We start from the raw sequence: 14,915 nt of genomic DNA on the forward strand, positions 1-14,915 counted from the left end.
CGCCGACCAGAGAATCACAACACGCAGTGTCTGTCCGGACTGCTGATCGTGCCACCGATTCAAATCCCAGCGATCAGCCGGCCGCCTGCGATCGCCAGGTCTGTTGCGGCATCCGCCAGTCGATGCCCTTCAGCAGGTAGCCAAGCTGGGCTGGGGTGATGGTCACCACGCCATCAGCCGATAACGGCCACAGGAAGCGGCCGCGCTCCAGCCGCTTGGCGTAGAGCGACATGCCCAGTCCATCGTGCCAAAGGATCTTCATCAGCTTGCCGCTCCTGCCACGGAACACATAGAGATCGCCGCCGTGCGGGTCTCGCTTAAAGGCTTCCTGCACCAGCAAGGCCAGCGAGTTCATGCCGCGACGCATATCGGTGTGGCCGGTCGCAATCCACACCCGCACGCCCGACGCAATGGGGATCACCGTAGGCGTCCATCTGCCAGCGCCGCGACGGCGGCCTTCACCGTCGCCGCGTCGACCGTACCCGTGATCCGCATCCGAACCCCGGCCGCAAACTCGATCTCGATCGACCCCCCGCTTGCTTGCCGGCGCGACTGGACAAGGCATCGACACTGATTCCGCGACCACCATCGCCGGTACGAAGCCAGGTTGATCGGCGGCATCCTTCGGCTCCGGCTCAAACGTAACCGGCGTGACGCCCCCACCTAGCCATCCCTCGGCTTGCGCGCGATACAGCCTGGCATGAGCGGTTCGGTGGAGGTGGAACGATGGCAAATGCCATGCTTGATGCCAGGCAGGAAGGCGATTCCTATCGTCGCGTCGAGGTGATCACCGGGGAGCGCCGGCGGCGACGATGGACGGGCGAGGAGAAGGCGCGGATCGCGGCGGAGAGCTTTGAGGAGGGTGCGAACATCTCCGAGGTGGCGCGGCGCAATGGCGTTTCCCGCGGGCTGCTCACGGTGTGGCGACGCCAGGTTGCGGCGGCGGTGGCCGGCAAGGCGCCGAGCTTCGTGCCGATCCAAATTGGTGCCGAGAGCGACGGCGAGACGGCCGGCGAGTCCGAGCGCAGTTCGCCATCACAGACGAGGCCTTTCGAGATCGCCGCGCCGCCGGCGAAGGCCTGCGGGGTGATCGAGATCGAGCTGAGTGGGGTTCGCATCCGGGTTGAGCCGGGCGTGGAGCTGGCGACACTTTCGACGGTGCTGTCGGCGCTTCGGGGCATCCGGTGATTGCACTACGCTCCGACCTCAAGGTGGTGCTGGCGGCGCAGCCGGTCGACTTTCGCAAGTCGGTGCACACGCTGTCGGCGCTGGTGAGCGAAGCGCTGCGTGCGAACCCGTATTGTGGCGACGTCTTCGTGTTCCGCAGCAAACGCATGGACAGAGTGAAGCTCCTGGCGTGGGACGGCAGCGGCATGGTGCTGGTGACGAAGTGGTTGCACCAGGGGCGTTTCACCTGGCCACCGATCCGCGACGGTGTGGTGCATCTAAGTGCGACGCAGCTCGCGATGCTGCTCGACGGGCTTGAGTGGACGCGTGTCTCACCCAAGCCTGTGAAGCAGCCGGCCGTTGTCGGCTGAGAGGTGAGGATTTCGCTGGAGCGTGTAGCGTGCGCATGTATCGTTCGATCATGGCGATTCGCCCCGACGCTCTGCCGACCGATCCGTCAGCTCTGACCGAGATGGTGCTCGCGCTTGACGCCGAGAACGAGAAGCTGCGTGTGGCGATGCAGACGCTCAAGGAGATGATCTTCGGGAAGCGCTCAGAGCGACTTGCGGTGCTCGTGGACGAGCAACTCGCGCTTGAGCTGGGCGATCTCGAGACCGATGCCACGTTGCCTGTGCAGGCCAACGACGATGTGCCTGCGGCGAAGCCGCCCGGCAAGGTGCGCAAGAAGGCGCGCCGCAACATCGGCGCACTCCCAAAGCACCTGCCGCGCTGCGAGCAGGTGCTGGAGCCGGAGGCGACGGCCTGCCTGTGCTGCCAGGGTCAGCTCCACAAGATCGGTGAGGACGTCAGCGAGGTGCTCGACATCATCCCGGCGATCTTGCGGGTGCTGCGCACGATCCGTCCCAAATACGGCTGCCGCAGCTGCACCGATGGCGTGGTCCAGGTGAAGGCGTTGCCGCGCCTGATCGAGAGCGGCATGGCCTCGACCGCGCTCGTGACTCACGTGGTGGTCTCGAAGTTCGCCTGGTATTTGCCGCTGTATCGGCAGGTGCAGATTCTGGCCGGCCAGGGCGTCAATCTCGACCGGGCGACGCTTGCCGGCTGGGTGAAGCGTGCAGCCTGGTGGCTCAAGAGCCTCTATGAGCTCCAGCTGCGCACAATTCAGGCCTCGCCGCGCGTGTTCTGCGACGAGACCCCGATGCCCGTGCTCGATCCCGGACGACATCGCACCCGCATCTGCCAGTTCTGGGCGCATGCCATGGATGACCGGCCATGGGGTGGCCCTTCGCCGCCGGCAGTCGCCTACGTGTTCGCCGACGGCCGCGGCACCGAGGAGATCGCCGGACAATTGACGGATTTTTCCGGCATTCTGCAGGTGGATGGTTATGCCGCCTACAAGGCGCTCGCCCGCGGCCATGGTGGCGCGATCCAGCTTGCTTTTTGTCTCGCCCATGCCCGACGCAAATTCGTCGAGATCTACAAGATGATGCAGTCGCCATTCGCGCACGAGGTGATCGAACGCCTGCAGGCGGTCTATGCTATCGAGGCGGAGATCCGCGGCAGCAGCGCCGAGCAGCGGCTGGCCGCCCGCCGCACCAGGAGCGCACCGTTGATGGCAGCGCTCAAGGCGCGACTGACCGCCATGGTCGACCAGCTCTTCTCGCAGTCGAAGCTGACGGAGGCGATCAACTACACGCTCAATCACTGGGACGGGTTGACGCTGTTTCTCCGCGACGGCCGCGTCGAGGTCGACAGCAATACGGTCGAGCGTTCCATGCGCCCGATTGCCATGGGGAGACGCAACTCATTGTTCAGCGGTAGCGACGGCGGTGCTGAGAGCTGGGCAATCCTGGCGTCGCTCGTGAACACGGCAAAACTCCATGAGCTCGATCCGCAGGCCTATCTGAACGACGTGCTGGAACGCATCGTTTCAGGGCGAACCAAGAGCCATCAGCTGCACGAGCTGCTTGCCTGGAATTGGAAGGCGGCACGCGAGCGCGTCGCACAAGCTGCCGCATGAGCCCACGTCGCCATAAAACATCGTCGTCGATGGCCGCCGCCGCGATGCCGCTTGCGGAACTCGAGAGATGGCTCCAAGCTCGCGTCGATCAGCATCCTGCCGCCACCAGTCTTCCCATGCTCGACGGCTACGTCGCCGCGATCGTGGCTGGACCAGTGTCGATGAGCCCACTCGACTGGATCTGCCCGCTGCTCGCCATCGATGCCGATGCTTTCAACCACGGCGGCACTCCGGAGTTCGCGGCGATCTCCGCCGTTGCGCTGCGTCATAACGAGATCAGCCAGACCCTTTCGACCACGCCTCGCCAGTTCGCGCCGATGCACCGGCGTGAAGTCAATGGCGATATCGATGCGCGTCCCTGGTGCCAGGGCTTCTATGTCGCGATGCGGCTCAGGCTGTCGGCGTGGGCGCCGTTGCTGGACACCAGCAACGTCAATCACGGCCTGCTGCTACCCGTCCTGCTGCACTGTCGCGACGATCAGGGCCGTCCGCTGCTCGGACCGCCGCGAAGCGGCCGCGAGACCGAGGACTTTCTCCGCAACGCCCACCTCGATATTCCAGCGGCCGTCGAGGCGCTGCGCCAATACTGGATGCCGATCCGCTACGCACGCGCCCGCTGATCACAGCGGACGTGGGAGCTCATACCGGTTACGCTCAAACGACCGTCGCCATCGCAGCAGCAACGAGCGCGAAACGCCATACCGCCGCGCTGTTGCCGCGACCTGGCGCGGCGCCTTTAAGCTCTCCAGGACGATCTTGAGCTTCTCATCCTCGGACCAGCGCCGCCGCCGGCCTGTGTCCACTACTTCGAGCCGTTCGACTTGGGCACTGCGCAAGGCGGCCTTCACCGGATGGATGCGATTCAAGTTTTCGCCGATCAGCGGATCAGCCCGAATGGTCAAAGTTATGGGTAATTGAACCGGACGGATACCTTCGACATGACAGCCGGCGGAAGTTAACTGAGATTTCGACCGGGTTAGTGGTCGCCACTCAATGTTAGCACAGGGTCGCCAGCGAAACAGCCGGTGGCTGCACCGCAGAAGTAGAAGCGAAACCTTGGAGCTCGATGTTGCTTTCAGGCTTGTTTGCGGGCAAACTCCTTCGCTCCGTTTGCCCGATTGGCTTCAATTGGCCGCTTTGACGCCAACTTGCCTCTGGGGGATCGGAATCAATCCATCAACAGCGATGCGAGGAACGCCTGGAGATTTGAGCCGTCAAACAGATAGGCTGCGATACCGGCCGCTTGTGCCGCAGCAAGATCACTCTGCTTGTCGCCGATCATGAAGCTAGCATCGATATCCACCGGGTATCTCTCAAGCAGAGCTTTGATCATCCCAGGTTGCGGCTTGCGGCAGCTGCAGAGCAAACGGTATCGCGGAATTAGCCCATCGGGGTGATGTGGGCAAAATTCGAAGGCATCAATATGCGCACCGATCTTCGCGAGCTCACGCGACATCCATTCGTGCAGATTTCGAACATGCCGCTCCTCGTAAAACCCCCTGGCGATTCCTGATTGGTTCGTCACGACAAACGCGAAATATCCCGCATCGTTGACCGCTTTCACTGCCTGTTGGGCTCCTCTCACCCACCTGATCCTGTTCGGATCAAAAGCATAGCCGTCATCCTCGTTGAGGACGCCATCACGATCAAAGAAAACTGCGGGACGCATCAAATCTTACTTGGCCCACCTTGCATGGAACTCACCGGCATCTTCGGACAATCCCGGGTCCATTTCAACGTGCCACGCGGTTATTGACCCGCTCGTAACGGCAAAATTATGCTCCCACTTCACCGGGGAAGCCGCAACCGGAGAAGAAAATGGCGGAACCAGTGCGACGAAATTGCAGACCATCGCCCTGTGATCGTTCCTCTGACGTATCGAGATTTTGTTGGTCGCCATCATCGTTGATCTGACTGCACCGGTCTATTCATTCGACAGGCGCCAAACCGACGGTGGAAAAGCTACTCCCACTCTCGCAGCAACCTCAATGCCGCGCCAGCGGCTTCGTTCAATCCTACGAATTCAATTCGACCCCAACTCGCTCTAAGATCGGCGAACCTCCTTCGCCGCACCAACTATTACTCACACCCTGCGGCGATCTGTTGGGGCGCCATTGACGGTTCTCGTGTCGGGAAACCACCGGGTCCAATCTCAGGTCCAAAAAACTGAAAACGGCGATGGCCGCCGAATTGGTTAGTCGTCGCGCGAAATACAGAAGGCTTACGGAGCAGAGCGCGAGGTTCAAAATGATCGCCCTGCCGTCAACGAAAGTCCAGACAACGTCGACATCGTTCGAGGTATTCCCGTCAGGTCGAACAGGAAATATGCAATCAGATGATGGGTCAGATATGCCGCATATGATCAATCTTCCACAAATTTAAGAGCCCGATGTCGCAGAAAACTGATCCTTGATGACCCAAGATTTTGGAGCGTTAGATAAAGAGAGATGCCGAAAAACGCTCCAGCAATCGTATGAGAAAATGCCACAGACCATCGGCTAGTGCCGAATATCCAGAGAAGAGGCAGGCACAAGAGCGTGACCTTGAACCAGCGCTTAGTACCCCCGACCGGCAAAACGTACATTCTCTGCAAGGCGATGAGGGCTCCGATTGCGAGCGAATCTGCACGGAAGTACGGCAACACGTAGTATCCGTAGGATCGTTTGAGGGCGCATCGAGAAGGCGCCCTATAGGGCATAGAATTATGGGCACCACGAGGATATTGAATCCGATTGTCCGAAGACACTTTTCTGACGATTAGAGGAAACAGCCGATAGAATTGTTCCTCGATCGACAACGACCACGTTCCCGCAAGCCAGTAGGCGCCATCGGTTTGCACGAGCGCCATTGCGATATTCTGTAAGCCTACGAAGTAGACCCAGCCGGGGACCCCTTGTGCGCCAGTGACAGCAGGAAACAGCCCAAGCTGTTGGAAGACCAGCCAAAGAAAGCACATCGCGAAATAGAGCGGGAATATGCGAAGTGCGCGGCGGCCGTAGAAAGCAGAATAATAATTCTTGGACTCGGTGCTTCAGCAGGATGCATGTGATCCAGTAGCCGGATAGCACAAAGAAAAGGTCTACCCGAAGCGACCAACATTCAATGCTTTCCACAACCAGTAGTCTTTGCCGTCCGGGATGCCGATGAAGTGCCACCCCATCACCAGCAAAATGGCAATGGCCCTCGCCCGTCCAGCTCGGGTGTGCGTTTCTCTGCCATTTCCGGTGGTGGCCGCCCCTACGAGATAATTCTAAATACCACTTCGCAAACAAGCGAGGCAACCCCATGCCAAGGCCCCGTTCCTTGGTCAATAGATCCTTGTGCTGAAAGCAGTTGAGCGAACAACGCGGCGCGACGTCTCTCATGCACGATCGAGATCTGCGTCCTTGACGTCTGGCTAGAGCAGCGCGGCGGCGAAGATCACCGCGACGATGGTAGCGCTGACGAACCAGCCGACCGCAGTCGCCGGGCGGCGGCGCACCTCAAGTAGCGCCGCGACTAGCGGCAGCAGCACGATGACGATCGCGAAGGCAATCAGGAACTTGGCGTTTGCGCTACCGAACCGCGCCTCGATCCGGAAGCCGCCAACCGGATGTTGGGATTCAGTGCCCGTCAACATCAAGGCGGCAGGTACCACCTCGTGCTATGGGACGTTGCGGGATGCGCTTGCCATCTCTTAGCGCTCTGACACATCAGTGGAGCCTTAGGCGGCCGCTGCGCTGACAAACCAAAGCGCGCGAGCTTCGTGTGGGACACTACTAAGACGGCTGAAAGTAAGCCTTCTTGCAGAGCGGCATCTAAAACTTCTGGCAGCCGAATTGTGGAGAACCTAGAAACCTACATAGGCGTCCGATGGCCCCTTTCTGCGTCTAGTGGCTTCCTATAAATGCTCTATACGCGCGCCCAATACCATCTTTAAGGGAGGTCGTCGCACGCCAGCCGAGCTTGTCGAGACGGCTGACGTCGAGCAGCTTGCGCGGGGTGCCATCGGGCCGCGAGGTGTCGAAAGAGATCTCGCCGCTGTAGCCGACGATGTCGGCGACGAGGCGCGCGAATTCGGCAATGGTGATGTCCTCGCCGGTGCCGATGTTGACCAGCTCCGCACTGGAATAGGTCTTCATCAGGTGCACGCAGGCATCCGCCATGTCGTCGACATAGAGGAACTCGCGCCGCGGCGTGCCGGTGCCCCACACCACGACGCTTTTGGCGCCTGCCATCTTCGCCTCATGGAAGCGGCGGATCAGGGCGGCGACGACGTGGCTCATCTCCGGGTGATAATTGTCGCCAGGGCCGTAGAGATTGGTCGGCATCACGCTGATGAAGTCGCAGCCATACTGGCTGCGATAGGCCTCCACCATCTTGATCCCTGCGATCTTCGCGATCGCATAGGGCTCGTTGGTCGGCTCCAGCGGGCCTGTCAGCACCGAGTCCTCGCGCAAGGGCTGCGGCGCCAGCTTCGGATAGATGCAGGAGGAGCCCAGAAACATCAGCTTCTCGGCGCCGTTCTGACGCGCAGCCTGGATCACGTTCGCGGCGATCGCGATGTTGTCGTAGATGAACTCGGCCCGCAGCGTGTCGTTGGCGACGATGCCGCCGACCTTGGCCGCGGCGAGGAACACCACCTGCGGCCGCACCCTTGCGAACCAGTCGAACACGGCGGCCTGGTTGCGCAGATCGAGCTCGCCCCTGGCCACCGTGACGAGCTGGACGTCCTCCGCTGCGAGCCGGCGCACGAGCGCGCTGCCGACCATGCCGCGGTGGCCGGCGACATAGACCCGTCTGCCTTTCAGTTCAAACGCTGCCTTTGCCATGGCCTGCATCCCGCTTCGCCTCGGCCAGATCGCTTCTCATCATCTCCGCGACCAGTTCTGCGAACGTCCGCTTCGGCGTCCAGCCCAGCACCTCGCGCGCCTTGCTGGCATCGCCGAGCAGGACATCGACCTCGGTCGGGCGGAAATAGGTCGGGTCGATCTTCACGACCGTCTTGCCGCTCTTTTCGTCGATGCCGGTTTCCTCGACGCCCTTGCCGCGCCAGGCGATGCGGCGGCCGACCTCCGCAAAGGACAGCTCGACCATCTCGCGGACCGAGTGCATCTCGCCGGTGGCGAGCACGAAGTCGTCAGGCTTGTCGGCCTGCAGGATCTTGTGCATGCCCTCGACGTAGTCCTTGGCATGGCCCCAGTCGCGCCTCGCCTCGAGATTGCCGAGATAGAGCGTGTCCTCGAGACCGACCTCGATCCGCGACACGCCGCGCGTAATCTTGCGCGTGACGAAAGTCTCGCCGCGGATCGGGCTCTCGTGGTTGAATAGGATGCCGTTGCTGGCGAACATGCCATAGGCTTCGCGGTAGTTCACCGTAATCCAATAGCCGTAGAGTTTGGCCACGCCGTAAGGCGAGCGCGGATAGAACGGCGTCGTCTCCTTCTGCGGGATCTCCTGCACGAGACCGTAGAGCTCGGAGGTCGAGGCCTGGTAGAACCGCGTCTCCTTCTCCATGCCGAGGATGCGGATCGCCTCCAGGAGCCGCAGCACGCCGATGGCGTCGGCATTGGCGGTATATTCCGGGCTCTCGAAGCTGACGCCGACGTGGCTCTGGGCGGCGAGATTGTAGATCTCGGTCGGCCTGATCTGTTGCACGAGGCGGATCAGGTTGGTCGAGTCGGTCATGTCGCCGTAGTGCATCAGGAACGGCACGTTGCCAGCATGCGGATCCTGATAGAGGTGATCGACGCGGGCGGTGTTGAACGAGGACGAGCGCCGCTTTATGCCGTGCACGACATAGCCAAGCGACAGCAGATATTCGGCGAGATAGGCGCCGTCCTGTCCGGTAACGCCGGTGATCAGAGCGACCCGTTTATTCATCTCAAGTCCTGTTGGCATTAAATCGGTCCACGATCCAGAAATTCTGCGGTCGCTTTCCCGACAAAGATGATACACATCTGTCGGGCAATCACACCCTTCTGGACACATCGACCCCCCTGGTCAACCCCTTTGCCAGGCAAGAAACGCTTGCGGTCCCTCGCCGAGGTGTGTAGGTTCGGAGTCGTTGAAACCGGTTTGCGAAGCTTTGGCCCTGCCATCTGGCCCGATGGCGGGGCTTCGCTCTTTGGGTCTAAGGAGAGGTCGCATTTGGCGACCACCCATATACCTTCCATTCTGAACCACATAACTTGTCTGTACTATCAGTAGGTGAAAATCTTTGAAGACGCTTAGACCTGTCATCAGATTTTGATTCCGTCCATTCGGGGGTTCGATCCCTGCCCAGCTAAAAGCTGCGGGCGAGATCCCCGTTGCCAACCTACGGAAAGTCGAGGGGCAGCTCGACGACACCCAAGAGCAGATTTCCTTGCGCGCCCGCTCTGGTTGAGATCAGGCAAGGTCGATCGAGATCCCACATTTCCGGTTCCGGGAGTGTCAGTTGGGGGAAATGCGCGTTTTATGGATCGTGGCAGATGCGCGGCACCGGGTAAGTGCACGGGCGCCGATAGTCATGCCCTCGTCCCTGCTTTAATGCGCGCAAGAGAGCCCTCACCGCCCGTGCCTGACAACCACTGCAAGTCGCAGCGATTGTTGCGCGCAGCTGGATTCAGTCTTTTTGACAAGCTCGGTCCCTCGCGACGTCGCAGCGTCGTCTGTATGAGGAAACAGACGTTCACGCCCTCCATAGCGTTATGGCAGAGGAATTGGGCGCCCGCGTCGATGCATTTGAGTACTGCTTCATCATCGGGACGGGACAGTGCAGGGGTACCGCCCGCCGAGCAGTCGTAGGGAGCCCGCTCTGGCATGATCATCGACTTGATGAACCGTTTTATGGTGGATGTTCGTCGAAGCTTTCTCGTTGGCGACAAGCCAATCAAGGTTGCCTCCGGAGAACAGATAACGTGTTATGCTCGCAGCGTGCGCTGCCGTTGCGCTGGCAGTAGCATTCGATTTTGACCGAACGCCACGAACGGACCAAACATCTCTTGCATCGATCAGATACACTTGAGAGACAAGGGCTAGCCTAGGCTTATATCGCCGCGCAGCACATTGGGCAATTGCGGCAACTCGTCAATCTTGAAGCCTGAAGAGCTGGAACATCGGCCGTCCCCAAGAACATCGTCCGATAATTGCAACAAACGAACGGGCACCCGTGCCTTCCTAGCTTTAATCCGCCGTCGTCCCGGATCAGCGCGCCCCTCATTTGCTTGAAAAATGACCAGACCCGCACTTTCAGTCCGGCTTGCCACTGCAACAACCAAGAGGATCGGCCGGAGCGAAAGAAGGAGAACCGCGCTTATGCCGATGTCAAGCGCTCGTTTCAGTAGTCGTTAACTTCTGTCGGGAAACACTCCTGTGTTAACCTTAGCTCGTTATCCAAATCAGCCGGCTGGACCGACCATTGACGCAAATCAGCGCCGGACCATCCAGCTTCATCTACTCTCAAAAACGTATTTTCACAATCTTTGATAGTCGTCTTCAATCCGGATGATGTCGTCCTCCCCGAGATAGGAGCCGGTCTGGACCTCGATCAGCTCCAGCATGATTTTACCGGGGTTTTCAAGGCGATGGACCGCGCCCATGGGGATGTAGATCGACTCGTTCTCGTGCACGGTCTTCACGGTCTCGTTGACGGTGACCTGGGCCGCGCCGCGGACCACGATCCAGTGCTCGGCACGATGGTGGTGCTTCTGCAGCGACAGCCGTCCGCCCGGCTTCACCACGATGCGCTTGACCTGGTGGCGTGCGCCGTTGTCGACGGACTGATAGCTGCCCCACGGACGGTGCACCTTGAGATGCTCCTCGGTGACCTTCGGCGCGACCGTCTTGAGCTTGGTCACCAGACGCTTCAGGCCGTTGGCATCCTTCTGGCGCGAGACCAGCACCGCGTCCGCAGTCGCGACCACGACGAGATCATCGACGCCTTCGAGCGCGACCAGCGCGGAATCGGAGGTGACGTTGCAGTTGCGGGAATCCTCGAACACCGCGGTGCCATGCGCCGCGTTGCCCTGCGCGTCCTTCTCGGACAGCTCCCACACCGCATGCCAGGAGCCGACATCGGACCAGCCGCAGGACACCGGCACCACGGCGGCGCGCGAGGTCTTCTCCATCACGGCGTAGTCGATCGAGATCGCCTTGGCCGCACCGAAGGCCTCGGGCTCCAGCGTCACGAAGCCGAGATCGCGGCCGGCATTGTTGACCGCGTTGGAGATCGCCTCGACGCTGGCCGCATCGACCTTGCGGTATTCATCGAGCAGGAGGCTGGCCGGGAACATGAAGTTGCCGCTGTTCCAGAGATAGCCCGAATTGACGTAGTCGGCGGCCGTCACGGCATCAGGCTTCTCGACGAAGCGGACGACCGCATGCACCTGGCCGGAGATCACCTCGCCCGGGCTGATATAGCCGTATTCGGTCGCCGGCCGCTCCGGCTTGACACCGAAGGTGACGATGCGCCCGACGCTCGCGGCGGTGAGGCCCTCGCGGCACGCCGCGACGAAAGCGGCATTGTCCTGCACAACGTGATCGGCGGCGAGCGCGAGCACGATCGCTTCACTGGTGCGGTTCTGCGCGAACACGGCGCCCGCGGCGATCGCGGGGCCGGAGTCGCGCCGCATCGGCTCGAGGATCACGTCGGCCTCGATGCCGATCTCGGCGAGCTGCTCCAGCACCATGAAGCGATAGGCCGCATTGGTGATGACGATCGGGCGATCGAACAACGATGCATCGGAGACGCGCAGCAGCGTGTCCTGGAAGGTCGAGCGGGCGCCGAACAGCGGCAGGAACTGTTTCGGGCGCACCTCGCGCGAGGCGGGCCACAACCGCGTGCCGGCACCGCCGCACATGATCAGGGGAATAATGCGTTTGTCCATCGCTACAAATCACCCCTTGCCACGAAACGATGGCCCCAAGCACTAGCCAATTTTGGCGAACGTAGATAAAGAGAGATGCGATCCCTCGATTTAGCGGCTTTAAACACTAGAACCTACGACTTCGCAACTGCAGAGCCGCGCATAAGCGCTCAGAATACAAAGGAAACCTGCGAAAACGAAGTCACTACGATAGTTGGCCATTGCGCACCTGTGACACGTCTTTCGCATCTCACTTTTCGCAATTTCATGATCGCGCTCCACGACCTGCTTGCGACGGCGGCGGCGCTGTTCATCGCGTTCTACGTGCGTTTCGAGGGTGGCGAAGGCTTCTTCGTCCGTCTGCCACTCCTGCTCCGGATCCTGCCCTATTTCCTCGCCTTCAGCGTGGTCGTGTTCTTCGTCTTCAACCTCCACGACGAAATGGCGTTCCATTTCGCTGCACTGGCGAGGACATCACATTGCTGTATTCGCTCGTCTCGTTGCTGCGGTCGTCGGTTATCGCGACATAGCTTGCGATTCGTCACGCTCCGATGGCACGCCGCGCAAATTGCTCTACGTCAGTCGTCTGGCGAACTTGGGCTGGCATGCTCGTATTTCACAAGATGGAATCGCTCCTAGCTTATCGGGAGTACTTAAGGCAGACTCAGACTGAAGGGGCATGAAACAGCTCTTCACCCCCGTGGAATTTTCCGTTCACGCAGCCGAGGTACAGTCAGTCCACTGGTTAAAAATTTGATCGGCTATTCACTGCCAATTTCAATCCTTCCTCCATCGTAAGAAGGGGTCTCCAGCCGGTCGACACAGCTCTGGATACATCAATCTCCATAGAGCCCACCAGACTGTCGCGCAGCTCAGGTTTGGTCATACGAAGGGCAAGTTCCAAGAGATTCATAGGTACGGGAAGCAGCGATGCTCGTTTGTTCATTGCCTCACCAATGAGGGTGACAAACTCTGGAGTGGAGATCTGCTCACTGTCTGCTACGAGGTAAGCTTGTGATCCATTTCCTTCGCAATGGAGCAGTCTAAGGATAAACGACGTCAGGTTCTGAACACTTATAAAAGCTCTCCGGTTGCGAATTGACGCTAAGGGAAGTGGAACACCCAAACGGACGGCCTTCACCAAGTGCCTGAAATTACCGACTGCATCAGCCCCATACACCAGCGGCGGCCTAACTATGGCTATCCTCATGCGCGAGCGCTCCGCAAGGCTGTTTAGCCCCACCTCCGCATTCGCTTTGGACAACCCGTAAACTCCTCGAGGATGGATGGCATCGTTCTCGTTGAACGCCGCGCGTCCATCAGTGCAACCTCCGTTCACGAGTATAGTACTCAAGAAGACAAACGTTCGCACTCCTGCGTGAGCCGCGGCGCGCGCCAGCTGTAGGGTCCCTTCAGTATTCACAGACTTGTATAGTTCAGCTGCATGCTCTTCATTTGGATGATGTACTCGAGCTGCAAGATGAACAACGGCATCTACTCCGATGAGCGCAGGTTCCCAGATCGTTGTCGGCCCAATCGAGCCCACAACCACCTCATCCTCTGAAGACGATGATCGCCGCACGACGCGCCGAACAATCCAGCCCTCTCGTTCAAGCAGCGGGACTAAGTTGCGGCCGACAAAACCACTGGCTCCTGTCACGAGAACAACGGGACTACCGTCTTTCATGGCCTCCCTACCAATTCTGGGCCGCGCAGCAATTCTTCCATCAGTTCAACATAAGATTGCATTGCGGTATTTCGGCTGAACTTTGCAGCGACTTGGACCGCTCGCTCCGGCATCGATTTGTCGTCGGATCGGAACGCAGCACGGATTGCGCCCGCCAGTTCATCCGGCTGGCCTGGCGCTACAACCCATCCGAGTTTGTTCTCTGCCACCGTCAATGCAGCTTCTGCTTCCGCCTCTGAGACCAGGACGACCGGACGTCCGACCGCAAGCAGATTATAGAACCGACTCGGCACCGACACGCCTGCAACATTCCCCCGATAGGGAATGACCCAGATGTCCGCTGCGGCTAGAAATTCCTCTAGCTGTGCATCATCTACCCGCTCGACGAACGTGACATTGGGTAAATTGGCTTCCGCCTGCAAGCGCCGCAATCGTTCGAAGCCCAAACCCCATCCTGAAAGAAGAAAATGGATGTCCGCCTGATGCTTCAGTAAATTGGCAGCCTCGAATACGATTTCAGGATCGTGGGTGAAGCCGAGATTGCCGGAAAGACCAACGACGAAGCGGCCAGGGAGCGTCCGGCGATAACGGTTCTCCGCGTTCACGGGACGTAAGCTCGGAGTTAGTGTGGCCCAGTTTGGGATGAAACGGATCTTGCTTTGACGTATGCCGCGGTAGCGCATCAGCGGTCGTTCGGCATCGCGTCCGATGGTCACGACCGCACTGACCGCGTAAAACATCAAGGAGTTGGCCGCTCGTATTACTATCGCAGCTGGCGAGCGGGATTTCAGCAGACCGGCCATAACGAGCACATCGGGGAAAAGATCGTGCATGATCAGTGCCGACCGCGCACCCTTCAACCACGCAGCTACCGCGACTGCATACGGCAGCATGAAGGGAGCGGTCACCGTCAGCACCACATCGCCCCGCTGCAAATGCTTGATGAGAGCAAGAAAGGTTCTTAACGCAAACAACATTTCGGCGATCGCGCGCCCAACCAGGGCCTCTTTTGCTGCCATCCGGTTCTTGATCGTGATGACAACTGGCTTGTTTGAACCGGGATCGAGCGGCTGCAGAGGATCAGGGGTTCCGGAAAGTACGGTGACTTTGTGCTTTAATGCCAACCAACAGGCGATCTCGGACAGGATCGTCGCCGTGGTGCTTGAGTCCGGGGGATAATGCTGGGTCGCGACGATGATCTTTCCGGAAATTTGCAGGGACCTGTCTATCGAGTGCTTGGCCATAGGGGTGC

At 59.9% G+C, this 14,915-nt stretch carries 14 protein-coding genes and 2 pseudogenes; 5 read left to right on the forward strand and 11 right to left on the reverse strand.

Annotated elements, in window-relative coordinates; all coding sequences use genetic code 11:
• Positions 1 to 73: 73 nt before the first annotated feature.
• A complete protein-coding gene (gene tnpB / locus ACNJYB_RS26490) occupies positions 74 to 421 on the reverse strand; it encodes an IS66 family insertion sequence element accessory protein TnpB (RefSeq protein WP_439369413.1) in 348 nt (115 codons plus the stop codon).
• A gap of 305 nt (positions 422 to 726) precedes the next feature.
• Here tnpB (ACNJYB_RS26490) and tnpA point away from each other — a divergent pair, with 305 nt between their 5' ends.
• From tnpA to ACNJYB_RS26510, 4 genes are read left to right on the forward strand one after another with little or no spacing between them, the layout of a single operon-like run.
• The gene (tnpA, locus tag ACNJYB_RS26495; protein WP_439369410.1) at positions 727 to 1,188 is read left to right on the forward strand and encodes an IS66-like element accessory protein TnpA; all 462 of its coding nucleotides are present in this window, start codon (positions 727 to 729) and stop codon (positions 1,186 to 1,188) included.
• Complete coding sequence (tnpB, locus tag ACNJYB_RS26500; RefSeq protein ID WP_027577378.1) at positions 1,185 to 1,538, forward strand: IS66 family insertion sequence element accessory protein TnpB; 354 nt, start codon at positions 1,185 to 1,187, stop codon at positions 1,536 to 1,538. The genes tnpA and tnpB (ACNJYB_RS26500) overlap by 4 nt, the downstream gene beginning before the upstream one ends.
• Before the next feature lie 50 nt (positions 1,539 to 1,588).
• A complete protein-coding gene (gene tnpC / locus ACNJYB_RS26505) occupies positions 1,589 to 3,148 on the forward strand; it encodes an IS66 family transposase (protein ID WP_439375492.1) in 1,560 nt (519 codons plus the stop codon).
• Complete coding sequence (locus tag ACNJYB_RS26510; protein WP_439369411.1) at positions 3,145 to 3,768, forward strand: UPF0149 family protein; 624 nt, start codon at positions 3,145 to 3,147, stop codon at positions 3,766 to 3,768. Before tnpC ends, ACNJYB_RS26510 begins: the two co-directional genes overlap by 4 nt.
• Positions 3,769 to 3,807: 39 nt before the next feature.
• On the opposite strand, the pseudogene ACNJYB_RS26515 reads toward ACNJYB_RS26510, so the two are convergent.
• From ACNJYB_RS26515 to ACNJYB_RS26550, 8 genes and pseudogenes are all read right to left on the reverse strand, one after another.
• Positions 3,808 to 3,996 (reverse strand): annotated as a pseudogene (locus tag ACNJYB_RS26515) (transposase); the annotation flags it as partial.
• Between the two features lie 320 nt (positions 3,997 to 4,316).
• Positions 4,317 to 4,820 (reverse strand): D-glycero-alpha-D-manno-heptose-1,7-bisphosphate 7-phosphatase, encoded by a 504-nt coding sequence (locus ACNJYB_RS26520; RefSeq protein ID WP_439369414.1) that lies wholly within the window; start codon positions 4,818 to 4,820, stop codon positions 4,317 to 4,319.
• Between the two features lie 690 nt (positions 4,821 to 5,510).
• Complete coding sequence (locus ACNJYB_RS26525; RefSeq protein ID WP_439375650.1) at positions 5,511 to 6,125, reverse strand: hypothetical protein; 615 nt, start codon at positions 6,123 to 6,125, stop codon at positions 5,511 to 5,513.
• 420 nt (positions 6,126 to 6,545) lie between these two features.
• Positions 6,546 to 6,767, reverse strand: a complete 222-nt coding sequence (locus tag ACNJYB_RS26530) for a hypothetical protein (protein ID WP_439369415.1) — start codon at positions 6,765 to 6,767, stop codon at positions 6,546 to 6,548.
• A gap of 250 nt (positions 6,768 to 7,017) precedes the next feature.
• On the reverse strand, positions 7,018 to 7,959 hold the full coding sequence (fcl, locus tag ACNJYB_RS26535) for a GDP-L-fucose synthase (RefSeq protein ID WP_439369416.1): 942 nt from the start codon (positions 7,957 to 7,959) through the stop codon (positions 7,018 to 7,020).
• Positions 7,940 to 9,010 (reverse strand): GDP-mannose 4,6-dehydratase, encoded by a 1,071-nt coding sequence (gene gmd / locus ACNJYB_RS26540; RefSeq protein ID WP_439369417.1) that lies wholly within the window; start codon positions 9,008 to 9,010, stop codon positions 7,940 to 7,942. The genes fcl and gmd overlap by 20 nt, the downstream gene beginning before the upstream one ends.
• 1,136 nt (positions 9,011 to 10,146) lie before the next feature.
• The gene (locus tag ACNJYB_RS26545; RefSeq protein WP_439369418.1) at positions 10,147 to 10,389 is read right to left on the reverse strand and encodes a hypothetical protein; all 243 of its coding nucleotides are present in this window, start codon (positions 10,387 to 10,389) and stop codon (positions 10,147 to 10,149) included.
• Positions 10,390 to 10,584: 195 nt separating this feature from the next.
• Positions 10,585 to 11,997, reverse strand: coding sequence for a mannose-1-phosphate guanylyltransferase/mannose-6-phosphate isomerase (locus ACNJYB_RS26550; protein WP_439369420.1), 1,413 nt, complete (start codon positions 11,995 to 11,997; stop codon positions 10,585 to 10,587).
• A gap of 210 nt (positions 11,998 to 12,207) precedes the next feature.
• On the opposite strand from ACNJYB_RS26550, the pseudogene ACNJYB_RS26555 reads away from it, so the two are divergent.
• Positions 12,208 to 12,436 (forward strand): annotated as a pseudogene (locus ACNJYB_RS26555) (capsular biosynthesis protein); the annotation flags it as partial.
• Positions 12,437 to 12,721: 285 nt separating this feature from the next.
• Here the strand turns inward: ACNJYB_RS26555 and ACNJYB_RS26560 are convergent.
• The gene (locus ACNJYB_RS26560) at positions 12,722 to 13,663 is read right to left on the reverse strand and encodes an NAD-dependent epimerase/dehydratase family protein (RefSeq protein ID WP_439369421.1); all 942 of its coding nucleotides are present in this window, start codon (positions 13,661 to 13,663) and stop codon (positions 12,722 to 12,724) included.
• Positions 13,660 to 14,907, reverse strand: coding sequence for a glycosyltransferase family 4 protein (locus tag ACNJYB_RS26565; protein ID WP_439369422.1), 1,248 nt, complete (start codon positions 14,905 to 14,907; stop codon positions 13,660 to 13,662). Before ACNJYB_RS26565 ends, ACNJYB_RS26560 begins: the two co-directional genes overlap by 4 nt.
• Positions 14,908 to 14,915 lie beyond the last annotated feature (8 nt).

Source organism: Bradyrhizobium sp. SMVTL-02, assembly GCF_051853005.1.
Classification (GTDB): Bacteria; Pseudomonadota; Alphaproteobacteria; order Rhizobiales; family Xanthobacteraceae; genus Bradyrhizobium.